Genomic DNA, 21,934 nt, shown 5'->3' with positions numbered 1-21,934 from the left:
GCGGGCGAGAACCGGGTCATGACCGACGCCGCCATCCACGACGACACCCGAGGCGAGGAAGTTCCCGCCTCTCGCGCCCCTCAACTGGCGCTGAGCGAAGAGCTGATGGCCTCGCCGACCCGGTTCTTCAATCGGGAGATCTCGTGGCTGGCGTTCAACGAGCGCGTGCTGGAAGAGGCGGCCAACCCCAACCACCCGCTGCTGGAGCGGCTGCGGTTCCTGTCGATCTCGGCCAATAACCTGGACGAGTTCTTCATGACGCGCGTCGCCGGCCTGAAGGGCCAGTTGCGCGAGCGGGTGCGCGTCCTGTCCGCCGACGGCCTGACGCCCGCCGAACAGCTGGAGCAGATCAATATCGCCGCCGGCGAGCTGATGGCCGAGCAGCAATTGCGCTGGCGTCAGTTGAAAAAGGAACTGACCACGGCCGGGATCGAGGTGGTCGATCGCCAGAAGATCACCAAGACAGAGCGTGATCGGCTGGAGCCCGAGTTTCTGAACCAGCTATTCGCGGTGCTGACGCCCCTGGCGATCGACCCGGCGCACCCCTTCCCCTTCCTGCCCAACCTGGGCTTCTCGCTGGCGCTGAAGCTGAAGCGCAAGGGCGAGACGAAGACCTTCTACGCCCTGGTGCCGGTGCCGACCCAGGTTCAGCGGTTCTGGCAACTGCCCACCGACGGCCGGTCCACGCCGGGGCACAAGCGGTTCATCACCCTGGAGAACATGCTTCTGCTGTTCATCGACCACCTGTTCCCCGGCTGCGAGGTTCAGGAAAAGGGCGTGCTGCGCCTGATCCGCGATTCGGACATCGAGATCGAGGAAGAGGCCGAGGACCTGGTGCTGGAGTTCGAGGAGGCGCTGAAACAGCGTCGCCTGGGCTCGGTCGTGCGGGTCAAGATCGAGGCGTCCATGCCCGCCGACCTGCGCGACTTCATCGTCGGCGAGCTGGAGGCCGCGCCCCAGGACGTGGTGCTGGTGGACGGCATGCTGGGCCTGGCCCAGCTGTCGGACCTGATCGGCGGCGGCCACCCGGACCTGAAGTTCAAGGGCTATGAGCCGCGATATCCCGAGCGGGTGCGCGACAACGGCGGCGACGTCTTCGCGGCCATTCGCGAAAAGGATCTGCTGATCCACCACCCGTTCGAGAGCTTCGACGTGGTGGTGCAGTTCCTGCGTCAGGCGGCGCGCGATCCCAACGTCATCGCCATCAAACAGACGCTGTACCGCACCTCCAAGGACAGCCCCATCGTCGCCGCCCTGATCGAGGCGGCCGAAAACGGCAAGAACGTCACGGCCCTGGTCGAGCTGAAGGCGCGGTTCGACGAGGAGGCCAACCTGCGCTGGGCGCGGGCGATGGAACGGGCCGGCGTCCACGTCGTCTTCGGCTTCGTCGAATACAAGACCCACGCCAAGCTGAGCGTCGTCGTGCGGCGCGAGGGCGAGGCGCTGAAGACATACTGCCACTTCGGCACCGGCAACTATCACCCGGTCACGGCCAAGGTTTACACCGACCTGTCGCTTTTCTCCTGCGATCCAGTCTTGGGGCGTGATGCGACCAAGGTGTTCAACTACATCACCGGCTACGCCACGCCGGACCATCTGGAGACCGTGGTCGTCTCGCCGCTGAACATGAAATCCACGCTGATCGACCTGATCGGCAAGGAGATGTCGGCCGCCGCCATGGGCAAGCCCGCCGCCATCTGGGTCAAGCTGAACTCGCTCGTGGATGTCGAGATCATCGACGCCCTGTACCGCGCCAGCCAGTGGGGCGTGCGCATCGATCTGGTCGTGCGCGGCATCTGCTGCCTGCGGCCCGGCGTGACGGGCCTGTCGGAAAACATTCGGGTCAAGTCCATCGTCGGGCGGTTCCTGGAACACAGCCGCATCGTCTGTTTCGCCAACGGCAAGGACCTGCCGCACGACAAGGCCAAGGTCTTCATCTCCTCGGCCGACTGGATGACGCGCAACCTGGATCGCCGGGTCGAGCTGATGACGCCGATCCGCAACGCCACCGTTCACGACCAGGTGCTGGACCAGATCATGGTCGCCAATCTGAAGGATGATGCGCAAAGCTGGGTTCTGGACGCGGAAGGGCGCTATACACGCGTCACCCCAGCGGACCCGGAGCGGCCTTTCTCGGCCCACAAATATTTCATGACCAATCCCAGCCTGTCGGGCCGAGGCCGCAAGGCCAAGAGCCTGCCTGCCGTCCTGCGTTACGAGCGTCCCGGCCGCTGATGCCCGACATCACGCTTACCGACCGCGACATCGCCGCGATCGACATCGGTTCCAACTCGGTGCGGCTGGTTCTGTACCGGCTGGAGGGCCGGGCGATCTGGACCGTCTTCAACGAGAAGGTGCTGGCCGGCCTGGGCCGCGACCTGCCGACGACGCGCAAGCTGTCGCCCGAGGGCGTGGTCATGGCGATGACGGCGTTGCGCCGCTTCGCCGCCGTGCTGGAAGGCGTGCGGCCGGATGCGACCCTGATCGCCGCCACCGCCGCAGTCCGCGAAGCCATCGACGGGCCGGAGTTCTGCCAACGTGTCGCCGCCGAGACCGGTCTGAACATCCGCGTCCTGAGCGGAGAGGAAGAAGCGAAATACGCCGCCATGGGCGTGCTGGCCGGCGCCCCCCTGGCGCACGGCGTCTCGGCCGACATGGGCGGGGCCAGCCTGGAGCTGACTCGACTGAACGGAAACGGGGTCGAGCACGGCCTGACCCTGCCGCTGGGGCCGTTCGCTTTAGCCGACGGCAAGGGGTTCGACGCCGAGCGCATCAAGGCCCGGATCGACCAGGCGTTGAAACCCGTCGCGGCCCAGTTCCAGAGCGACCGCCTCTATGCCGTCGGCGGCGCCTGGCGCACCCTGGCCCAGGTGCAGATGACGCTGAAAGCCTATCCGCTGAGGGTGGTGCATCAGTATCAGATGTCGGCCGACGACGCGCTGGAGACCGCGCGGCTGGTCGCCCAGCAGTCGGTCGCAAGCCTGGCGAAACTGCCCGGCGTGTCCAAGAAACGGGCCGAGACCCTGCCCTATGCCGGACTGGTGCTGGAAGGGCTGATCCAGCATCTGGACCTGAAGTCGATCGAGATGTCGGCCTGGGGCGTGCGCGAGGGCCTGTTGTTCGAGACGCTGGACGAGGCGACGCGCACGGCCGATCCGCTGCTGGCCGGCTGCAGGGCCTTGGGCGGACGACAGGGCGTGGCCCCGGCCCTGCCCGGCGCGCTGAACGGCTGGATTTCCGAGATCGTCGCCGCCTTGCCCGCCGTGTTCGGCGAGGAACGCGACGCGGTCCTGGTCGCCGCCGCCTGCCGCCTGGCGGACCTGGGCGCCCGGCTGCATCCCGACCACCGGCTGGAACTGGTGTTCGACCAGGTGCTGCGCGCGCCGGTCGCGGGCATCAGCCACGTCGAGCGCGCCTTCCTGGCCAGCGCCCTGAACGCCCGCTACGGCGGCGGCCCGGCCACGCCCCAGCCCGAGATCATCGAGCGACTGCTGAGCGGCGACGCCGCTAAACGCGCCCGCGCCATCGGCCTGGCCATCCGCCTGGCCTGCGACCTGTCGGGCCGTTCGCCGCAACTGCTGGCCAATGCGACGGCCAAGGTGAAGGGCGGCGACCTGCGCCTTACGGCGACCGAAGGCTACGCCGACGTTCTGCTGGGCGAACAGACCAAGAAGCGCGCCAAGGCCCTGGCGGAGGCGATGGATCTGGGATTGAAAATCTAGCGCCCTACCGTCTCCTCCCCATGAAATGGGGAGGTGGCGCGGCGCATCTTCAGCGCCGTGACGGAGGGGTTCTGCACCGCATCACAGGCGCCTGTGGGCCTTCAAAAGCCCCTCCACCGCTTCGCGGTCCCCCTCCCCACGATGTGGGGAGGGGACGACGTCCCTACTCGATCTCGACGATCTCGACCCGCGCGCCGTTCAGCACCAGGGCGATCTCGCCGCGTTTCAGCTTCAGCGCGTCTTCGCCGAACAACTGGCGGCGCCAGCCCTTCATCGCATCCACATCGGCGTCGTCGCTGATGGCGATCTTTTCCAGGTCGGACACGGTGGCGATCAGCTTTGACGCCACGCCGGCGTTGTCGCTCTTGGCCTTCAGCAGCACCTTCAGCAGTTCGACCACGGACGGCGGGGCCGGTTGGCGGTGCGCTGGGCGCTCCATGTCGGGGGCGTGCGATTCGGGATCGGCCAGAACGCGCTTCAGCTCCTCGGCCAGTTCCAGGCCCAGGCGCGACCCGCCGAAGCCCTTCGGCACCGACCGCAGACGGTTGAAGGCCTCGACATCCGTCGGCGTCTGCTGGGCGATCTCGTCGATCCCCTCGTCTTTCAGAATACGGCCGCGCGGCTGGTCCCGCTCCTGCGCCGCACGCTCGCGCCACACGGCGACGGCCTTGAAGGCCGCCATATATTTGGCCGAGAACTTCTTGGGTTTCAGCCGCTTCCAGGCGTTTTCGGGATTGGTGTCGTAGAGCGCCGGATCGACCAGACTCTCCATCTCCGACATCACCCAATCCAGCCGCCCTTCCTTGCTGAGCCGATCGCGCAGCTTGGGATACAGGGCCGCCAGGTGGGTCACGTCGCCCAGGGCATAGATCAGCTGGCTGTCCGACAACGGGCGACGGCCCCAGTCGGTGAACCGGCTGCCCTTGTCCACCTCGATGCGCAGCATCTGCCGCACCAGCGAATCATAGGCCACCTGTTCGCCGAACCCGGCGGCCATGGCGGCGACCTGGGTGTCGAACATCGGCTTGGGCATGGCCCCCAGGCGCACGAAGATTTCGACATCCTGGCGACAGGCGTGGAAGACCTTGATGATCTTCTCGTCGCGCAGCAGCGCCAGGAAGGGCTCAAGATCCAGCCCTTCCGCCATCGGATCGATGATCGCGGCGTGTTCGGCCGTGGCCGCCTGGATCAGGCACAGCCTGGGCCAGTAGGTCGTTTCCCGCATGAATTCGGTATCGACCGTGATGAAGGGGGCTGTGGCTACGCGGGCGCAGAATTCGGCCAGCGCCTCGGTGGTGGTGATCGGCGTCATTCCGATGCTATAGCCCCCCGCATCCTACCTGTGGCAAGAGCCGCGCTGCATTTCCGCCCCGATTCAGGCCCGAGATCTCATGAGCGACACCCAAAAGCCTCTCGAAAACGGCCTGACCTACGCCGATGCGGGCGTGGACATCGACGCCGGCGAACTGCTGGTCGAACATATCAAGCCGCTGGCGAAATCGACGGCGCGCCCCGGATCTGAGCCGTCGCTGGGCGGATTCGGCGCCCTGTTCGACCTCAAGGCCGCCGGGTTCGAGGATCCGCTGATCGTCACCACCACCGACGGCGTCGGCACAAAGCTGAAGATCGCCATAGAGACCGGCCGTCATGACGGCGTCGGGATCGACCTGGTCGCCATGTGCGTCAACGACCTGTTGGCTCAGGGCGCCGAACCCCTGCTGTTCCTCGACTATTACGCCACCGGTCGTCTGGAGATCGACGCCGCACGCCGCGTCGTCGCCGGCATCGCCGAGGGCTGCCGCCAGGCCGGCTGCGCCCTTGTCGGCGGCGAGACCGCCGAAATGCCGGGCATGTACACCGACGGCGACTATGACTTGGCCGGCTTCAGCCTGGGCGCGGTCGAGCGTGGCCACGCCCTGCCCTATCTGGATCGCCAGGCGGCCGGCGACATCATCATCGGCCTGGCCTCCACCGGTCCGCACTCGAACGGCTATTCGCTGGTGCGCAAGGTGGTCGAGAAGTCCGGCCTGGCCTGGGGCGACGACGCCCCCTTCGCCAAGGACCGTTCGCTAGCCCAGGCCCTGATGGAACCGACCCGCATCTATGTGAAGCCGGTCCTGCCGCTGATGAAGGCAGGCCTGATCAAGGGCGCGGCCCACATCACTGGCGGCGGCCTGATCGAAAACCCGCCCCGCTGCATCGCCGAGGGCCTGCAGGCGTCGTTCGACTGGGACGCCTGGCCCATGCCCGCCGTCTTCCAGTGGCTGGCCGAGACCGGCGGCATCAGCGACCACGAGATGCGCCGCACCTTCAACTGTGGCGTCGGCTTTATGCTGATCGTCTCGCCCGAAAATGCCGAGCCGGTTCTCGCCGCCCTGCTCAACGCGGGCGAAGTCGCCTTCGTCTGCGGACAGTTGGAACAGGCCTGATCCCCATGCGCACCGCCCTGCTCGCCTCCGTCGCCGTCCTCACCCTGGCCCTGACGACGGGGGCGGCGCAGGCCCAGACGCCCGCCGCAGTAGAGCAGCCCCTGCTGCACGGCGTCGCCGCCGACATCCGGCCTGACCGTATGCGCGCCGACATCGAGGCCCTGGTCGGGTTCGGCACGCGCCATACCCTGTCGGAAACCCGGTCGGACACGCGCGGCATCGGCGCCGCCCGCCGCTGGACCGAGCGCCAGTTTCGCGCCATGGCCGCCGAGTGCGGCGGCTGCCTGACCATCGCCCTGCCCGCCGACACCGTCACCGGCCGCCGCGTGCCGACGCCGACTGAAGTGGTCGATGTGCTGGCCATCCAGCGGGGCACGACCGATCCCGACCGGGTCATCATCATCTCGGGCCATATCGACAGCCGCGTCACCGATGTGATGGACTTCACTTCCGACGCGCCCGGCGCCAACGACGACGCCTCGGGCGTGGCCGCCGTGCTGGAAGCCGCCCGCGTCCTGTCCAAGCACAAGTTCGCCGCCACCCTGGTCTACGCCGTCCTGTCGGGCGAGGAGCAGGGCCTGCTGGGCGGCAAGATTCTGGCCAACTACGCCGTAGCCCAGGGCTGGAAGGTGGAGGCCAATCTGAACAACGACATCATCGGCAACTCCGAAGGCCAGAACGGCGTGCGCGACACCACCCGCGTCCGCGTCTTCTCCGAAGGCACAAAGACGGTCGAGACCCCGGAACAGGCCGAACGCCGTCGCTATAACGGAGGAGAGGTCGATTCCTCGTCGCGCAACCTGGCCCGGTTCGTGGACGGGATCGCCGACCGCTATCTGGCCAACTTCGACGTCGAGATGATCGATCGCACCGACCGTTACGGCCGTGGCGGCGACCAGGTCGAGATGCTCAAGGCCGGCTTCCCCGCCGTGCGCATCAGCGAGGGCGCCGAGAACTATGATCGCCAGCATCAGGACCTGCGGGTCGAGAACGGCATCCACTACGGCGACACCATCGATGGCGTCGATTTCGCCTATCTGGGCCAGGTGGCGCGGCTGAACACGGTGACGATGGCCGCCCTGGCCTCAGCCCCCGCCACCCCGACCGGCGTGACGATCGAGGGCGCGGTCAAGCCGGACACGACCATCGCCTGGACCGCCGTGCCCGGCGCCGCCGGCTACCGTGTCTGGTGGCGCGCGACCACGGCCCCGCAATGGACCTTCAGCCGCGCGGTGCCTGCGGATGCGACGACCCTGGTCCTGCCCAACATCGTCATCGACGACTGGTTCTTCGGCGTCTCCGCCCTGTCCGCCGACGGCTATGAAAGCCCCGTAGTCTTCCCCGGCGCGCCGGGTTCGTTCGAAGCGCCCGCGCCCGCAACGCCGCCCGCCGAGTGATGCCCGCGCCCAAGACCCGCGTGGCCGTCCTGATCTCCGGGGCAGGCTCGAACATGGCCGCCCTCATCGACGCGGGTCAGACGCCGGACAGCGGCTATGAGGTCGCGTTGGTCCTGTCGAACGTCGAGGGCGCGGTTGGTTTGGCCATCGCGGCGGCCAAGGGGGTCGCGACGGTCGCCATCCCGCACAAGCCGTTCGGCAAGGATCGCGAGGCCCACGAGCGCGTCGTGGACGAGGCGCTGCGCGCCGCCGGGGTCGAGGTCGTGGCCCTGGCCGGATACATGCGCGTGCTGACGCCCTGGCTGGTCGGCGGCTGGCGCGAGCGGATGCTGAACATCCACCCCAGCCTGCTGCCGCTGTATCCCGGCCTCGACACCCACGCCCGCGCCATCGCCGCCGGCGACGCCGAGGCCGGCTGCACCGTTCACCTCGTCACCGAAGGCGTGGATGAAGGCCCGATCCTGGGCCAGGCCCGCGTACCGATCGTCCAGGGCGACACGCCGGAAGCCTTGGCCGAACGGGTCAAGACGGCGGAGCACACGCTCTATCCGCAGGTGCTGGGCAACTTCTGCTTGGGTCGGGAACGGCGCTGACGGCCCGAAGATTACAAAAACGTCATGCGACAGACCGCCGCACCGGCGCGATGGTGCCGCCGATCAAAATCGGGACCCAGTCTTCCATGAATCGCATTCGTCTGATGGCCGCCTGCTCGGCCTGTATCGTCGTCGCACTGACCGGCGGCGCGGCCTCGGCCCAGGACCATTCGGCACAAGGTCATTCACATGGCGCGCCAGGCATTACCCCCTGGGGCTTCGACCTCGCCGGCCGCGACACCAGCGTAAAGCCGGGGGACGACTTCAATGAATACGCCAACGGCGCATATCTGCGCACGACGGAAATCCCGGCCGACAAGGCCCGCTTCGGCCCGTTCGACGTCCTGTATGAGACCGCCCAGGCCCAGTTGAAGTCGATCATCGAGACCAGCGCCGCCAACCCGACCAACGCCAACGCCCAGAAGGTCGGCGCCCTGTATGCCAGCTTCATGGACGAGGCGAAGATCGAGCAGTTGGCCGCCACGCCGCTGGCCGCCGACCTCGCAGCCGTCAAGGCCGTGAGCGACCACGCCGGCATGTCCCGCCTGATGGGCGAAAGCCACTCCGGCTTCGGCGCCTCCCTGTTCGGCATCGACGTGTTCGAGGACCTGCAGAAGCCCGACCTGAACTCGGCCTATCTGGGTCAGGGCTCGCTGGGCCTGCCGGACCGCGACTACTATCTGAAGCCCGACTTCGCCGCCCAGCGCGAGGCCTACCTCGCCTATCTGACCACCACCCTGACCGCCATCGGCTGGACCGACCCGGCCAAGACCGCCGCCGACATCCTGGCCTTCGAGACCAAGGTCGCGGACAAGCAGTGGACGACGGTCGAGCGTCGCCAGATCGACAAGCTCTACAACCCCACCAAGGTCGCGGACCTGGCGACCCTGGCGCCCGGCTTCGACTGGTCCGGCTTCTTGGCCGGCGCCCAGGTGTCGGACGTCGACACCCTGGTGCTGATGGAAAACACCGCCATCCCCAGCATCGCCCAGGTGTTCGCCGACACCCCCATCGAGACGCTGAAGGCCTGGCAGGCGTTCAACGTGGTCGATCAGGCCAGCCCCTATCTGTCCAAGGCCTTCGTTGACGCCCGCTTCGACTTCCGCGGCAAGACCCTGCGCGGTCAGCCCGAAAACCGTCCGCGCTGGAACCGGGGCGTGGCCCTGGTCGACGGTCAGCTGGGCGAGGTCCTGGCCCAGGAATACGTCCGACTGCACTTCCCCGCCTCGTCCAAGGCCCAGATGGAGACCCTGGTCGGCAATATCCGGGCGGCCATGACCGAGCGGCTGAAGACCCTGGACTGGATGAGCGAACCCACGCGCGAACAGGCCCTCTACAAGATGTCCAAGTTCGGGGTGAAGATCGGCTATCCCGACAAGTGGCGGTCCTATGACGGGCTGGAGCTGACTGCCGACGACCTCTACGGCAACGTCGAACGCTCCTCGGCCTTCGAGTGGGCCTACAAGCGCGGCAAGATCGGCCAGCCGGTCGATCCTCTGGAATGGGGCATGACACCCCAAACGGTGAACGCCTATTACAACCCGCCGCGCAACGAGATCGTCTTCCCGGCCGCCATCCTGCAGGCGCCCTTCTTCGATCCGAACGCGGACCCGGCCGTCAACTACGGCGGCATCGGCGCGGTCATCGGCCACGAGATCACCCACGGTTTCGACGACCAGGGCCGCAAGTCCGACGGCGACGGCGTGCTGCGCGACTGGTGGACGCCGGAAGACGCCGCCCGCTTCGAGGCGCGCGCCAAGGTGCTGGGCGACATCTACAACTCGTTGGAGCCCCTGCCCGGCGTCCGCGTCAACGGCGACCTGACCATGGGCGAAAACATCGCCGACCTGGGCGGGTTGTTGCTTGCGCTGGACGCCTACCACAAGTCGCTGAACGGCCAGCCGGCCCCGGTGATCGACGGCCTGTCGGGCGATCAGCGCGTCTTCCTGGGCTGGGCCCAGGTCTGGCGTGAGAAGTCGCGCGAGGCGGCGCTGAAGGAACAGTTGACCACCGATCCGCACTCGCCCGGTTCGGTGCGCGCCGCCACCTCGCCGCGCAACATCGACGCCTGGTACGCGGCCTTCGGCGTGTCGCCGGACCAGAAGGAATATATCGCCCCCGAGGCCCGAGCCCGCATCTGGTAAGCGGCCGGTCTCAAGACGCAGAAAAGGCCCGGAGCGAACGCTCCGGGCCTTTTTGTCATCCTGAGCTTTCGCCCTGGATTTAGCGGGGCGTGGTCGCCGCACCGGCGACAGCACCGATGGCGGCGCCGGCCACGGTCGAACCCGTGTTGCCGCCGACGACTTGACCGGCGACGGCGCCGCCCAGGGCGCCCGTAGCGGCGCGTTGTTCCATCGTCTGACCGCAGGCGGCCAGCAGGGCGACAACGCCGATGACGGGGGCCAGTTTGATCATGGTCTTCATGGGTCTTCTCCGGGAGAGGGATGAATCGATGAAGCTCAAACGACAAGGCCCGCGTCCGGTTCCGGACGCGGGCCTATATAGTCACGCTATCTGAAGAGGACGGATCCTCTTTGCGCTACGCTCGGGACGCGGTCCCTCGCGACTTGAGCGCGATGCGCTTAGCCTACGATCTGGTCGTCGGTGAAGAACTGGGCGATCTCGATCTTGGCGTTGTCCTGGCTGTCCGAACCGTGGACCGAGTTCTCGCCGATCGACAGGGCGAACTGCTTGCGGATCGTGCCGTCAGCGGCGTCCTTGGGGTTGGTGGCGCCCATGACTTCACGATAGGCGGCGACGGCGTTGTCGCCTTCCAGCACCTGAACGACGACCGGCTCGGCGGTCATCTGCTCGACCAGCTCGCCGTAGAACGGGCGTTCGGCGTGGACTTCATAGAATTTCTGGGCTTGCTCGGTCGTCAGCTTGACGCGGCGCTGGGCGACAATGCGCAGGCCGGCGCCTTCGATCACGGCGTTGATCGCGCCGGTCAGGTTGCGGCGCGTGGCGTCGGGCTTGATGATCGAGAAGGTGCGTTCGGTCATGGAAAGTGACTTCTTGTTGGGAGATTGAGTGTCGCGGGCTTATAGCGACGACCTCCCGAGTTTCCAACTGTCCCTTTTGCATCCCTGACGCACGTCGCACGCAGACTTGCCGATTGAGGGATGTCGCTCAATCGAAGAACCTTCGTCGCAATGCTCCAGATCACCGACCTGACCTTCAACGCCTGGGGCCGCAAATTCCTCGTGGACGCCTCCGTCAGCCTGCCGCCCGGCGCCAAGGTCGGTCTGGTCGGCCGCAACGGCATCGGCAAGTCCACCCTGTTCAAACTGATCCTGGGCGAGCTTCACGCCGCCGGCGACGAGATCAGCCTGCCCAAGACCGCCCGCATCGGCTCGGTCGATCAGGAACACCCGGCGACGCCGGTCAGCGTCATCGACACCATCCTGGAAGCCGACGTCGAACGCCACACCCTGCTGGGCCGGCTGGAGACTGCGCCCCCCGAGGAGATGGGCGAGATCTGGGCCCGCCTGATCGAGATCGACGCCGACGCCGCGCCTGCGCGCGCCGCCGAAATCCTGGTCGGCCTGGGCTTCGACCAGGAGAACCAGGCCCGGCCGATGTCCGAGTTCTCGGGCGGCTGGCGCATGCGCGTCGCCCTGGCCGCCGCCCTGTTCGCCGAGCCGGACATGCTGCTGCTCGACGAACCGACCAACTACCTCGACCTGGAAGGCGCCCTGTGGCTTGAGGCGCGGCTGAAGAAATACCCGCACACCGCCCTGATCATCTCCCACGACCGGGAGATGCTGAACGAGGTCTGCACCCATATCCTGCACCTCGCGAACCACACCCTGACCCTCTACACCGGTAACTACGACGCCTTCGAAAAGGCCCGCGCCGAGAAGGCGCGCCTGCAACTGTCGGCCAAGGCCAAGCAGGACGCCGAACGCGCCCACCTTCAATCCTTCGTGGACCGGTTCAAGGCCAAGGCCTCCAAGGCCGCCCAGGCCCAGTCGCGCATGAAGCGGCTGGAGAAGATGCAGCCGGTGGCCACCACCATCGAAGAGCGTGTCGCCCCCTTCACCCTGCCCTCGCCGCCGCGCCCGCTGGCGCCGCCGCTGATCCGGCTGGAACGGGCCAATGTGGGTTACGACACCGGAAAGCCGATCCTGCGCAATCTGAACCTGCGGATGGACCTGGACGACCGGATCGGCCTGCTGGGCGTCAACGGCGCGGGCAAGTCCACCTTCGCCAAGATGATCGCCGGCGCCCTGAACGTCTCCGAGGGCGAACTGCACCGCGACAAGAAGATGCGCGTGGGCTGGTTCCACCAGCATCAGATCGAGGCGATGGATCCCACCGACACGCCGCTGGAGATCATCCGCCGCGCCATGCCGGACGCGCCCGAAAGCGCCCGCCGCTCCAAACTGGCCCAGTTCGGCCTGGGCTATGAGAAGCAGGAGACCACGGTCGACAGCCTGTCCGGCGGCGAACGCGCCCGCCTGCTGCTGAACATGGTGGCCATGGATGCGCCCCACGTCCTGATCCTCGACGAACCGACCAACCACCTGGACATCGACAGTCGCCGAGCCTTGCTGGATGCGCTGAACGACTATACCGGCGCCGTCATCCTGATCACCCACGACCGCTCGCTGATGGAGATGGTCGCGGACCGTCTGTGGCTGGCCGCCGACGGCACGGTGAAGCCTTATGACGGCGACATGGAGGACTACGCCAAGTTCGTCCTCGACCGCGCCAAGGCCGCCATATCCAAGCCCAGCCAGATCAAGAAGGAAGAGGCGGCGGCGGCTCTCGCCGCCCCCGCTCAGAACAACAAGAACCGCAAGAACGACAAGAAATCAGGCCCTTCGCCCTCGACCCTGCGTCACGCGGTCAAGAAGGCGGAGGAAAACATGACCCGCCTGACCGCCGAGATCGCCCGCATCGACGACGACATGGCGACCGCCTCGGTCAACAATCCGAAAGCCCTGGAGGGCCTGACCCGCGCCCGCGCCAAGACCGAAGCCGACCTCGCGACGGCCGAGGCCGCATGGGTCGCGGCGGAGGAAGCCCTGGCCGAGGTCGCCGGTTGAAACCCATCGAATTCTCCAAGGACGAACGCGCCGCCGCGACCGGCAAGCTGCGCGACTATTTCGCCCGCGAGCTGGATCAGGAACTGGGTCAGCTACCCGCCGAGATGCTGCTGGACTTCATCGGCAAGGAGATAGGCGGCGCCTTCTACAACCGCGGGGTCCGCGACGCCCAGCAACTGGTGCAGCAGAAGGCCGAAGACATCGTCGAGGCGCTCTACGGGCTGGAGCGCCTCGGGTAACGATCGCTGCCGTCGGCAGTGCGAAGCTGCGGGCGGGGCGACACGCGCCCCGCCCGCGCCGCTGTCAGTTGCTGGCGGCCTGCATATAGGTTTCCTCATAGGGCTGGACCACGACCCAGCCCTCGCCGGCGAACTTCATCTGGATGCTCTCGCCCGAGCCACGGCCCACCAGGGTCTTGAACGAGATGTCTGTGGCGATCTCCGGCGACAGGCTTCCCGACCAGGCCACGGTGGCGTTCGGGTCGGTGAACACGGGGCCGGTCGCCGCGCTGACCTTGAGGATCAGTGGATCATAGTGTGAGGTGATGGCGACGATGCCGCTGCCGCTCAGCTTCACATTGAACAGGCCGCCGGACATCATGCCCGCGACGCGCTTCATCATGGTGATCTGGTTGCTGACGCCGTTTTCCAGCGCCAGCACGTCGTTGCCGTTGACGAAGATGGTCTCGTTGTCGAGGCGCAGCAGGGTGATCTTCTTGCCCGTGTCGGCCAGATAGACGCGCCCCTGCCCCTCCACCTTCATCAGCACCATGCCCTCGCCGCTGACCGCCTTCTTCAGCAGATTGCCTAGGCCCTGCTCCATCAGGCCCTGGCGCGTGAACTTCACCTGTCCCGTCCGCGCCACCATGGCCCCGGACTTGGCCCAGACCGACCCGTTCAGCCGCACCTCCAGCAGATACTGGTTCTCCAGTTCGAAGGCTTCGGTGCTGACGTCCTTCTCCTTGTAGGCGGCGACGAACTCGGCGACGGTTTTCACGGGCATGGGAACCTCAAACAAGGATTCTTGAAAGGTCAGCGTGAGCGACCAAGTGTCGGTCGCGCAAGGCCACAATCTTGCAAACCTATCTGCGTGACCTGCCAATGTTCGAGGCGCCGACGCCGGTGGATGGCCACTAGCGCCTCTTGTCCACCGCACGCGAGGGCAGAGCGGCGAAGATGTACGAAACCCCGTCCGCCTGAAAGCCGGTCGTGCCGTGATCGCCCCGCGTCGGTCGAGGCCGGGCGATCACGTCTTGGAACGAAAGCCTATTCCGGCAGGTCTTCGGCCAGGATCGCCATTTCGAACATGAACGAGCCTTCCTCGTCCTCGTCCTCAAAGACGATGCCGATGAACTCGTCGCCGACATAGACTTCGGCCGAGTCGTTCTGTTTCGGGCGGGCCTTCAGGATGATGCCGCCAGTGTTGAAGGTGCGCTTGAGGTGGGCCTCGATGCGCTTCAGGTCGGTGTCTTTCACGGGGGGCCTCATGGTCTGAATGTTGGCGGCGGACCCTAGAGACATCGGCGGTTCAGGGAAACCGGCGATGCGCATTTTCCCCGTTTCAGAGGTAACGCATCCACCATTGCGAACTGCGCCGCTTGACCCCGCCGAACCAACGGCAGGCGAACCAGCAGGGCACGGCGAGAACGGCCGCCAGCCCCCATAGCCAGGCCACGCCCGGCACGGCGAACCCATCGCCCTGATTGGGACCGAAGGCGGTCAAGGCCGCCAGATTCAACAGGTGCAGCGCATAGATGTGCAGGATGTAGAAGAACAACGGCGCCGCGCCGAAGACGGCCAACAAACCGACCAGCCGATCCGGCGCCTTCTCCAACCCCGCCAGGATCAGAGCCCCGACACCCAGCGTCAGCAGCAGGAAGTCAGCCGACGGCGGATATTTGGTCAGGTTCAGAACGCTCATCACCGTCTGGATCGGCGTCGCCTGCACGGCCCAGGGCGTCGGATCGCCGTAGACATTGATCGCCCTCAGCACGACGAACAGCGCCAGCGCGCACAGGCCCGTCAGCACCAGCCGCTGCAGCCGCGTCCTCTGCTCGCCCACGAACCATGGCCCGATGGCGTAACCCAGCGCCGCCACCCCGATCCACGGCAGCAGCGGATAGGAGGTTCGCACCTGCCCGCCCCATGGCAGGTCCATCAGACTGCGATCGTGCAGCACCGCCCAGATCACATGGCCCGGTTGGCCCGCCGCGACGGTAATGGGATGCAGCAGATTGTGTCCCAGCACGATCACCAGTCCCACGACGATCAGCGCCGGACGCGGCAGATGCACCAGGGCAGCAAGCGCGATCATCGACAGGCCGATGGCCCAGATGACCTGCAGATAGATGATCTGCGGCGTGAACGAGAAGCTCCAGCCGAAACCGACGACCGTCAGTTCCAGAACCACAAGAAACAAGCCGCGCTTCCAAAGGAAGTCGGACGCCGACCTGGCCCCGTTTGCGCCCTGGGCCTGCTTGTTCCCATACAGCCACGCTCCCACCCCCGTCAGCGCCAGGAAGATGGGCGCACACAGATGGGCCGACAGCCGCGTGAAGAACAGGGCGGGCGAGGTCGTCTCCAGGTTCATCGGGTCCGAGACCTGAGCGTGGATGAAGAACGACTCGCGGGCGTGATCGACCAGCATCAGCAGGATCACCAGCCCGCGCAGGGCGTCGACGGATCGGATCCGACCGACCGAACGGACTGCGGCGGCGGCGGTCGAAGAGGCGAAGGCGGGAACAGGTGTTGCAGTGGTTGACATCGTCATGCCGGAGCGGATAGCCGATATAGTATAACGTTACAAACGGAGTCTGCCTTGTCCCTCCTCATGAGCTGCGCCTGCGCGTGCCTGCTGGTCGCCGCCAACGCCCCCGCCCCCGCCCCCGTTGAGGCGGCCGAACCCCAGACGGTGGGCGAGATCGTGGTCCTGGGCCGGCGTCAGGCGCCGCGCGACCTGACCCTGGGCGCCGGGCCGGTGACGGAGGCGATGTCGCCGTCCAGCCGCTCCATCGAGAACGACCTGATCAAGGCTGTGGGCGCGACCCGCCTGGCCGACGCTTTGGAGCTGGTCAGCGGCGTCAGCCAGCAGAACAATCGCGGCGGGGTGATGGACAACTTCGCCATTCGCGGCTTCCTGGGCACGCCCGACGGCGGCGCGGAATATTACGTCGATGGCTTCCTGGCCAACCGGGGCATGGCCCCGCCCCGCGACCCGGCCACGGCCGAACGGATCGAGGTGCTTAAAGGGCCGTCCGGCGCCCTGTTCGGCGACATCGACCCGGCGGGACGCATCAACATCGTGTCCAAGACTCCGCGCTTCGCGACCGGCGCCGCCTTCACCGCCACGGTCGGCTCGTTCGGTTTGAGGCGCGGCGAACTGGACCTGACGGGCCCCATCAGCGACACCCTGGCCGGACGGCTGGTGGTCGCGGGCGAGACCAGCACCGGCTGGCGCGACCATGTCGGCCTGGACCGCACGGTGATCGCCCCGTCCCTGACCTGGCGGCCCAACGACGACCTGCGCCTGACCTATGTGGGCGAGTTCACGACCTTCACCACCCTGTTCGACCGGGGGATGCCGGCGATCGATGGCGACGCGCTGGCCCTGCCGGAATCGAACTATTACGGCGAGCCGGGCGACGGCGTGACCCGGTTCCGCAACGAACGGCACCAGATCACCGGCGAATACCGGATCAACGACGGCTGGAGCGTGAACGGCGGCATCGCCTGGCGCGGCGGCTCGCTGAAGGGCCTGTCCAGCGACCAGTCCCGCCTGGTCGGCGACCAGCTGTGGCGCCAACGCCGGGGCCGCGACTTCACCGTCGAGGACCTGTCGGCCAGGCTGGAGCTGAACGGCGTGGTCGAGATGGGGCTGGGCGTCCACAACCTCGGCTTCGGCGTGAAGGCTTATCAGCTGACCTATGGCGAGAAGTGGCTGCGTATTAATCCGAGCGCAGCCAATCCCTATCCGATCGACGTCTTCAACCCCGTCTATGGCGCGGTGACGCCGCCGACGCCCCTGCCCTTCACCGACAATCTGGAAACCCGCGAGGTCGTCACCCTGTATGCCCAGGATTTGTGGGAGGTGAACGACCGTCTCAGCCTGCTGGCCGGGCTGCGGTTCGACGACTACGACCAGACCATCCGCAACAACCGCACCGGCGCCGTCGGCGAGGCCAGCGATACGCCGCTAAAATACCGGTTCGCCGCCCGCTATCGACTGACCGACAACCTGACCGCCCACGCCAGCTATGGCCAGTCCTTCGTGCTGAACTCAGGGACAGGTCGCGATGGTTTGGGCTTCGCCCCCGAAGACGGCAAGGGTTACGAGATCGGCCTGGCCGGCGCCTGGGACGGGTTGGATCTGGCGGCCACCGTCTTCGATATCGAGAAGTCGAACATCCTGACCACCGACCCGGTCGACCCCAACTACCTGGCCCCGGTCGGCAAGCTGACGACGCGCGGGATCGAGCTGGACGGGTCGCTGCGCATCGACGACGCCTGGCAGGTGGTGGCCAACTACGGCTGGACCGACGCCACGGCCGACGACAGCGCCTTCGCCACAGACGCCGTGCTGAACGTGCCCGAACATTCCGGCTCGCTGTTCGCCATCGGCCGCTTCGCCACAGCGCACGGTACGACCTGGTCGGTTATGGCCGGCGCCGCCTATGTCGGGGATCGGGCCGGCGCCCTGACACTCAATCCCGTGCGCCTGCCCGCCTATTGGAAGGCCAAGGCGGCGCTGGACTACGGCCTGACGCCCCAGGTCACGGCCCGGATCGAGGTCGACAACCTGTTCGACGAGCGATACGCCGCCAGCTCCTACAGCGCCCTGTGGATCTTCCCCGGCGCCCCCCGCAGCGTGCGCGCGTCACTCAGGATCGCGTTGTGAGGCGACGGCTCAGATGACGAAGTCGTAGACGACCTCGGCCAGGGTGTGATCCATCGTCCTGGCCGGTTCGGCGTTGGTCGGGCAGTTGACCAGACGCGCCGGCACCCCCGCCACGGTGCAACCCGACGGCACGTCCTTCAGCACCACCGAGCCCGAGGCGACCTTGGCGTAGTCGCCGACGTGGATATTGCCCAGCACCTTGGCCCCGGCGCCCAACAGGACGCCCTTGCCGATCTTGGGGTGGCGGTCGCCGCGCTCGGCGCCCGTCCCGCCCAGGGTTACGTTGTGCAACATGGATACGTCGTCGCCGACCACCGCCGTCTCGCCGATGACGATGCCGGTGCCGTGGTCCAGGAACAGCCCCTTGCCCAGTTGCGCGGCCGGATGGATGTCCAACTGGAACAGTTCGGAGATTCGGCTCTGGAAGTGGAAGGCCAGTGTCTCGCGCCCCTGCCCCCACAGCCAGTGCGCCACGCGCCAGCCCTGCAAAGCCTGGAAGCCTTTGAAATACAGGAAGGGCTGCAACAGGTTGCGGATCGCCGGGTCGCGCTCGGCCACGGCCTGAAGATCAGCCTCGGCCGCCTCGACCATGGCCGCATCCGCCTTGAACGCCGACAGGCAGACCTCGCGCACCGACATGGCGCTCATCTCACCGTCCGCCAGCTTGCGCGCGATCTGGAAGCTGAGCGCGCCGGCGAGGTCGTCGTGCGACAGGATGACGGCGTTCATCTGCGAGCCCAATTGCGGTTCTTCGCGCGAGGCGGCCTCGGCCGAGGCGCGCAGCTGGCGCCACACGCTGTCGGTTTCGGTCTCCGCGACGACTTCAAGCTTGGCCATGACCGGCTCCTTCGCACTCATCATACGCGCCCCAGCATGGCCTGCGCCAGCGCCTGGGGCAGTTCGCCGTTGTGGGCCATATGATAGGCCTTATAGGCCGTCGCCACCGTCAAACTGTCGCGCACCGTCCCGCGCCCGATCTCGTCCAGCAGATCCAAGAACGGCACACGCACCACGGCGATTATCTCGGTCGGGTCCGGCGCAATGGGCGTAGGACTCAGGCCCCAGGCGATCCAGGTCATGCCGATCTCGTCGGTGATGGAGTTCGACATCTCGACCGTCAGCGCTGGCAGCCAGTGCTCGGCTTTCAGCCCCGCCTCCTCGGCCAGCTCGCGCCGGATTCCGTCGAACGGATCCTCGTCCAGCGGCGCGCCCCCCTCGGGCATCTCCCACGAATAGTTGGCCAGGGCGAACCGCTGCTGACCCACCAGGGTCACCGTGCCGTCGTCATGCACCGGCAGGACGCCGGTTCCGACATTCTTGAACCGGACCACGGCATAGTCGGCAGCATGCCCCGTCGGCGCCGTCGCCGGATGTTGGGTCAGGGTCATCCAAGGGCTGTCGAACACGGTCTCGGTCCCGTCGCTGCGCCACGCGGGCGGCTTGGACAGGCCCTCAGCCCATTTCGGTTCGTCGGAATTGCTCATTGTCCACCTATGGCGAAGACGCGGATGAAAGCCTAGCTAGACGGCATGGTCGCGCTCAACGAACCCCTGCCCCTGCCCGTTCCATCACAGGCCTTTCTCGACCGGCTGGCGACGCGCCGTTCGGCCCCGGCCCAGGCCCTGGTCGCGCCCGGCCCGTCCGAGGCGGAGCTGGAGCAGATCCTGACCCTGGGCGCCCGCACCCCCGACCACGGCAAGCTGTTCCCCTGGCGGTTCGTGGTCATGGGGCCGCAATCGCGCGCCGAAATCGCCGAGCGGCTGGCGGTGCTGGCCGAATTGCACAACCGACCGGCCAAGGATCAGGTGGTCTTGGCCAAGCTGACGGCCGCGCCGCTCACCATCCTGGTCGTCTCCACCCCCATTCCCAATGCCAAGCCGATCTGGGAGCAGCAGCTGTCGGCCGGGGCGGTGTGCATGAACCTGGAACATGCCGCGTCAGGCCTCGGCTATTCCTCCAGCTGGATCACCGACTGGTACAGCTACGATCCCCAGGCTGCCGCCCTGTTCGGCGTCGCCGAAGGCGAAACCGTCGCCGGCTTCATCCATATCGGAACCCTGACAGAGCCGCCTCTGGAACGCCCCCGCCCCGACATGGCCGCCAAGGTCACACGCCTGCCGTAAGCGGAGCAGTGGAGATCCTTAATCTTTCCTCCCTAACATCAGACCCTTAACTGGAGACGTTTGGGCCGATGTCCTGTGTGGGTTGTAAAGATGGGGCCGGGTTCGACCTGCCGATCACCATGGCGTTTCAGCCCATCGTCGATGTCGCGAACCAGACCGTCTTCGCCTACGAGGCCCTGGTGCGCGGCAAGGACGGCCAAGGCGCCGGCCATGTTCTGTCGCAGGTCTCGCCCGACAACCGCTACGCCTTCGATCAGGTCTGCCGGACCACCGCCATCGACCTGGCGGCCGGTCTGGACATGACGGCCGACGGCGCCAACCTGTCGATCAACTTCCTGCCCAATGCGGTCTATGAGCCGCGCGCCTGCATCCGCGCCACCCTGGCGGCGGCGATGCGCACCAACTTCCCGCTGAACCGGATCATCTTCGAGTTCACCGAGAGCGAGGCGATGGACGCCGCCCACATCCTGAACATCCTGCGCTCCTATCGGGCCATGGGGTTCAAGACCGCCATCGACGACTTTGGCGCCGGCTATGCGGGCCTGGGCCTGCTGACCCTGTTCCAGCCGGACATCGTCAAGCTGGACATGGCCCTGATCCGCGACATCGACACCGACCCGGTCAAGCGCACCATCGTGCGCAACACCCTGAACATGCTGCGTGACCTGGGCGTCGAGCCGGTCTGCGAAGGGGTCGAGACCCTGGCCGAACACGACGTCCTGCGCGACCTGGGCGTCACCCTGATGCAGGGCTATCTGCTGGCCAAGCCGGCGGTCGAGGCCCTGTCGCCCGTCTCATGGCCCCGCGCGACCCAGCCCCTGGCCCACACCGCCTGACGGCTCTTCCTCCGGCCGGTGGACCAGGGACACTAGCACCACGGATATGATCATCAGCAGGAACCAACTGCCCAGCTTGGCCAGGGACACCATCTCCCACCCCGCCTCCTGCCCCGGGTAGACCCAGGCCCGCCCCAGCGTGCCCAGGTTCTCGGCGAACCAGATGAACAGGGCCACCAGCCCGTATCCCAGCAGCAGCGGCATCGACCGCCCGCGCCGGTCCGCCGTGAAATGGAACCACCCCCGCCCGAACAGCAGCACGGTCGCCGCGAACAGCGCGATCCGCACGTCCGGCAGCCAGTGATGGGCGAAGAAATTCACATAGATCGCCGCCGCCAGCACCCAGGTCGTCCACAGCGGCGGATACCCCCGCACCCGGATATGGAAGATGCGCTGCACCCGCGCGATATAGCTGCCCACCGCCGCATACATGAAGCCCGAGAACAGCGGCACCGCGCCGATGCGCAACAGGCTGTCCTCGGGATAGCCCCATGACCCGTGCGCCGTCTTGAACAGTTCCATGATCGTCCCCGCCACATGGAACAGGAAGATCACCCGCGCCTCCTCCCAGCTCTCCAGCCGGAACGCCAGCATGGCCGCCTGGATCAGCACCGCCCCGACCGCCAGAAAGTCGTAGCGCGACACCGGCGCCCCTTCCGGCCAGAACAGGAAGGTCCCCAGGATCAAGCCCAGCATCAGCCCCCCGAACAGACACGCCCACCCCTGTTTCAGCCCGAACCAGAGGAATTCGTAGGCGTAGCGACGCGGGCGGGACTGGTCGGCCCAGGTCTCAGCGCGCGTGAGAAGACGGCGGCCCCAGGCTTCGAGGGGGAGGCGGTGGGTCATTCCTTCTCCCCATCAGATAGGCTTCCGCATTGCATACAGGTTGT

Annotated in this window: 20 protein-coding genes; 11 read left to right on the top strand and 9 right to left on the bottom strand. The window is 66.8% G+C overall.

Translation table 11 applies throughout. The features are described 5' to 3' along the window. The first annotated feature begins 18 nt into the window (after nt 1-18). Nucleotides 19-2,235 (top strand): RNA degradosome polyphosphate kinase, encoded by a 2,217-nt coding sequence (locus ACP7BH_RS01120; RefSeq protein ID WP_409715442.1) that lies wholly within the window; start codon nt 19-21, stop codon nt 2,233-2,235. Continuing rightward, nucleotides 2,235-3,722, top strand: a complete 1,488-nt coding sequence (locus tag ACP7BH_RS01115; protein WP_425984389.1) for a Ppx/GppA family phosphatase — start codon at nt 2,235-2,237, stop codon at nt 3,720-3,722. Before ACP7BH_RS01120 ends, ACP7BH_RS01115 begins: the two co-directional genes overlap by 1 nt. Nucleotides 3,723-3,885: 163 nt before the next feature. Here the strand turns inward: ACP7BH_RS01115 and rnd are convergent, their stop codons facing one another. After that, nucleotides 3,886-5,034: a ribonuclease D gene (gene rnd, locus ACP7BH_RS01110; protein ID WP_425984391.1), complete on the bottom strand. Its 1,149-nt coding sequence runs from the start codon at nt 5,032-5,034 to the stop codon at nt 3,886-3,888. A 79-nt stretch (nt 5,035-5,113) separates the two neighbouring features. Here rnd and purM point away from each other — a divergent pair, with 79 nt between their 5' ends. From purM to ACP7BH_RS01090, 4 genes are all read left to right on the top strand, one after another. Further along, nucleotides 5,114-6,151 (top strand): phosphoribosylformylglycinamidine cyclo-ligase, encoded by a 1,038-nt coding sequence (gene purM / locus ACP7BH_RS01105; protein ID WP_425984393.1) that lies wholly within the window; start codon nt 5,114-5,116, stop codon nt 6,149-6,151. A 5-nt stretch (nt 6,152-6,156) separates the two neighbouring features. Then, complete coding sequence (locus ACP7BH_RS01100) at nt 6,157-7,548, top strand: M20/M25/M40 family metallo-hydrolase (protein WP_425984394.1); 1,392 nt, start codon at nt 6,157-6,159, stop codon at nt 7,546-7,548. Next, nucleotides 7,548-8,141: a phosphoribosylglycinamide formyltransferase gene (gene purN, locus ACP7BH_RS01095; RefSeq protein WP_425984395.1), complete on the top strand. Its 594-nt coding sequence runs from the start codon at nt 7,548-7,550 to the stop codon at nt 8,139-8,141. The genes ACP7BH_RS01100 and purN overlap by 1 nt, the downstream gene beginning before the upstream one ends. Nucleotides 8,142-8,227: 86 nt before the next feature. Continuing rightward, nucleotides 8,228-10,285, top strand: coding sequence for a M13 family metallopeptidase (locus ACP7BH_RS01090; RefSeq protein WP_425984397.1), 2,058 nt, complete (start codon nt 8,228-8,230; stop codon nt 10,283-10,285). Nucleotides 10,286-10,364: 79 nt separating this feature from the next. Here the strand turns inward: ACP7BH_RS01090 and ACP7BH_RS01085 are convergent, their stop codons facing one another. Both ACP7BH_RS01085 and ndk read right to left on the bottom strand, forming a co-directional pair. Continuing rightward, on the bottom strand, nt 10,365-10,565 hold the full coding sequence (locus ACP7BH_RS01085) for a hypothetical protein (protein WP_135195296.1): 201 nt from the start codon (nt 10,563-10,565) through the stop codon (nt 10,365-10,367). A 158-nt stretch (nt 10,566-10,723) separates the two neighbouring features. After that, nucleotides 10,724-11,143, bottom strand: a complete 420-nt coding sequence (gene ndk, locus ACP7BH_RS01080; protein ID WP_159844937.1) for a nucleoside-diphosphate kinase — start codon at nt 11,141-11,143, stop codon at nt 10,724-10,726. Between the two features lie 150 nt (nt 11,144-11,293). Here ndk and ACP7BH_RS01075 point away from each other — a divergent pair, with 150 nt between their 5' ends. Beyond that, nucleotides 11,294-13,192, top strand: coding sequence for an ABC-F family ATP-binding cassette domain-containing protein (locus tag ACP7BH_RS01075; protein WP_425984399.1), 1,899 nt, complete (start codon nt 11,294-11,296; stop codon nt 13,190-13,192). Next, nucleotides 13,189-13,431, top strand: coding sequence for a DUF2164 domain-containing protein (locus ACP7BH_RS01070; RefSeq protein WP_425984401.1), 243 nt, complete (start codon nt 13,189-13,191; stop codon nt 13,429-13,431). Before ACP7BH_RS01075 ends, ACP7BH_RS01070 begins: the two co-directional genes overlap by 4 nt. 64 nt (nt 13,432-13,495) lie before the next feature. Here ACP7BH_RS01070 and ACP7BH_RS01065 read toward each other — a convergent pair whose 3' ends face one another. The 3 genes from ACP7BH_RS01065 to ACP7BH_RS01055 all read right to left on the bottom strand — a co-directional run bounded on the left by ACP7BH_RS01065 (nt 13,496) and on the right by ACP7BH_RS01055 (nt 15,961). After that, on the bottom strand, nt 13,496-14,194 hold the full coding sequence (locus ACP7BH_RS01065) for an AIM24 family protein (RefSeq protein WP_425984403.1): 699 nt from the start codon (nt 14,192-14,194) through the stop codon (nt 13,496-13,498). Nucleotides 14,195-14,457: 263 nt separating this feature from the next. Continuing rightward, entirely contained in the window at nt 14,458-14,679 is a 222-nt protein-coding gene (locus ACP7BH_RS01060; RefSeq protein WP_426016308.1) for a DUF3126 family protein, read from the bottom strand. Between the two features lie 73 nt (nt 14,680-14,752). Beyond that, entirely contained in the window at nt 14,753-15,961 is a 1,209-nt protein-coding gene (locus tag ACP7BH_RS01055; protein WP_425984405.1) for a DUF1624 domain-containing protein, read from the bottom strand. A 48-nt stretch (nt 15,962-16,009) separates the two neighbouring features. On the opposite strand from ACP7BH_RS01055, the gene ACP7BH_RS01050 reads away from it, so the two are divergent. Next, nucleotides 16,010-18,085, top strand: a complete 2,076-nt coding sequence (locus ACP7BH_RS01050; protein ID WP_425984407.1) for a TonB-dependent receptor — start codon at nt 16,010-16,012, stop codon at nt 18,083-18,085. 9 nt (nt 18,086-18,094) lie between these two features. Here ACP7BH_RS01050 and cysE read toward each other — a convergent pair whose 3' ends face one another. Both cysE and ACP7BH_RS01040 read right to left on the bottom strand, forming a co-directional pair. After that, a complete protein-coding gene (gene cysE, locus ACP7BH_RS01045) occupies nt 18,095-18,922 on the bottom strand; it encodes a serine O-acetyltransferase (RefSeq protein ID WP_425984409.1) in 828 nt (275 codons plus the stop codon). Nucleotides 18,923-18,942: 20 nt separating this feature from the next. Further along, the gene (locus ACP7BH_RS01040; protein ID WP_425984411.1) at nt 18,943-19,569 is read right to left on the bottom strand and encodes an NUDIX domain-containing protein; all 627 of its coding nucleotides are present in this window, start codon (nt 19,567-19,569) and stop codon (nt 18,943-18,945) included. 45 nt (nt 19,570-19,614) lie between these two features. Between ACP7BH_RS01040 and ACP7BH_RS01035 the strand changes: the two genes are divergently transcribed. Together ACP7BH_RS01035 and ACP7BH_RS01030 are read left to right on the top strand one after the other, a co-directional pair. Next, a complete protein-coding gene (locus tag ACP7BH_RS01035; protein ID WP_425984413.1) occupies nt 19,615-20,208 on the top strand; it encodes a nitroreductase family protein in 594 nt (197 codons plus the stop codon). Between the two features lie 68 nt (nt 20,209-20,276). Continuing rightward, nucleotides 20,277-21,044: an EAL domain-containing protein gene (locus tag ACP7BH_RS01030; RefSeq protein ID WP_425984415.1), complete on the top strand. Its 768-nt coding sequence runs from the start codon at nt 20,277-20,279 to the stop codon at nt 21,042-21,044. Here ACP7BH_RS01030 and ACP7BH_RS01025 read toward each other — a convergent pair. Further along, the gene (locus ACP7BH_RS01025) at nt 21,003-21,890 is read right to left on the bottom strand and encodes a DUF817 domain-containing protein (protein ID WP_425984417.1); all 888 of its coding nucleotides are present in this window, start codon (nt 21,888-21,890) and stop codon (nt 21,003-21,005) included. The two genes, ACP7BH_RS01030 and ACP7BH_RS01025, sit on opposite strands and share 42 nt — an antisense overlap. Nucleotides 21,891-21,934: the final 44 nt, after the last annotated feature.

It is taken from the genome of Brevundimonas sp. TWP2-1, from assembly GCF_049897645.1.
GTDB lineage: Bacteria > Pseudomonadota > Alphaproteobacteria > Caulobacterales > Caulobacteraceae > Brevundimonas.
This window is presented reverse-complemented; position numbering and strand designations above follow the sequence as displayed.

What these genes read in the sequence shown, in the direction of transcription:
- purN (WP_425984395.1), top strand. Translation starts at nt 7,548, where the DNA reads ATGCCCGCGCCCAAGACCCGCGTGGCCGTCCTGATCTCCGGGGCAGGC.
- ACP7BH_RS01030 (WP_425984415.1), top strand. Translation starts at nt 20,277, where the DNA reads ATGTCCTGTGTGGGTTGTAAAGATGGGGCCGGGTTCGACCTGCCGATC.
- ACP7BH_RS01115 (WP_425984389.1), top strand. Translation starts at nt 2,235, where the DNA reads ATGCCCGACATCACGCTTACCGACCGCGACATCGCCGCGATCGACATC.
- ACP7BH_RS01035 (WP_425984413.1), top strand. Translation starts at nt 19,615, where the DNA reads ATGGTCGCGCTCAACGAACCCCTGCCCCTGCCCGTTCCATCACAGGCC.
- ACP7BH_RS01060 (WP_426016308.1), bottom strand. Translation starts at nt 14,679, where the DNA reads ATGAGGCCCCCCGTGAAAGACACCGACCTGAAGCGCATCGAGGCCCAC.
- ACP7BH_RS01120 (WP_409715442.1), top strand. Translation starts at nt 19, where the DNA reads ATGACCGACGCCGCCATCCACGACGACACCCGAGGCGAGGAAGTTCCC.
- purM (WP_425984393.1), top strand. Translation starts at nt 5,114, where the DNA reads ATGAGCGACACCCAAAAGCCTCTCGAAAACGGCCTGACCTACGCCGAT.
- cysE (WP_425984409.1), bottom strand. Translation starts at nt 18,922, where the DNA reads ATGGCCAAGCTTGAAGTCGTCGCGGAGACCGAAACCGACAGCGTGTGG.
- ACP7BH_RS01100 (WP_425984394.1), top strand. Translation starts at nt 6,157, where the DNA reads ATGCGCACCGCCCTGCTCGCCTCCGTCGCCGTCCTCACCCTGGCCCTG.
- ACP7BH_RS01065 (WP_425984403.1), bottom strand. Translation starts at nt 14,194, where the DNA reads ATGCCCGTGAAAACCGTCGCCGAGTTCGTCGCCGCCTACAAGGAGAAG.
- ndk (WP_159844937.1), bottom strand. Translation starts at nt 11,143, where the DNA reads ATGACCGAACGCACCTTCTCGATCATCAAGCCCGACGCCACGCGCCGC.
- ACP7BH_RS01075 (WP_425984399.1), top strand. Translation starts at nt 11,294, where the DNA reads ATGCTCCAGATCACCGACCTGACCTTCAACGCCTGGGGCCGCAAATTC.
- rnd (WP_425984391.1), bottom strand. Translation starts at nt 5,034, where the DNA reads ATGACGCCGATCACCACCACCGAGGCGCTGGCCGAATTCTGCGCCCGC.
- ACP7BH_RS01040 (WP_425984411.1), bottom strand. Translation starts at nt 19,569, where the DNA reads ATGAGCAATTCCGACGAACCGAAATGGGCTGAGGGCCTGTCCAAGCCG.
- ACP7BH_RS01025 (WP_425984417.1), bottom strand. Translation starts at nt 21,890, where the DNA reads ATGACCCACCGCCTCCCCCTCGAAGCCTGGGGCCGCCGTCTTCTCACG.
- ACP7BH_RS01055 (WP_425984405.1), bottom strand. Translation starts at nt 15,961, where the DNA reads ATGACGATGTCAACCACTGCAACACCTGTTCCCGCCTTCGCCTCTTCG.
- ACP7BH_RS01090 (WP_425984397.1), top strand. Translation starts at nt 8,228, where the DNA reads ATGAATCGCATTCGTCTGATGGCCGCCTGCTCGGCCTGTATCGTCGTC.
- ACP7BH_RS01085 (WP_135195296.1), bottom strand. Translation starts at nt 10,565, where the DNA reads ATGAAGACCATGATCAAACTGGCCCCCGTCATCGGCGTTGTCGCCCTG.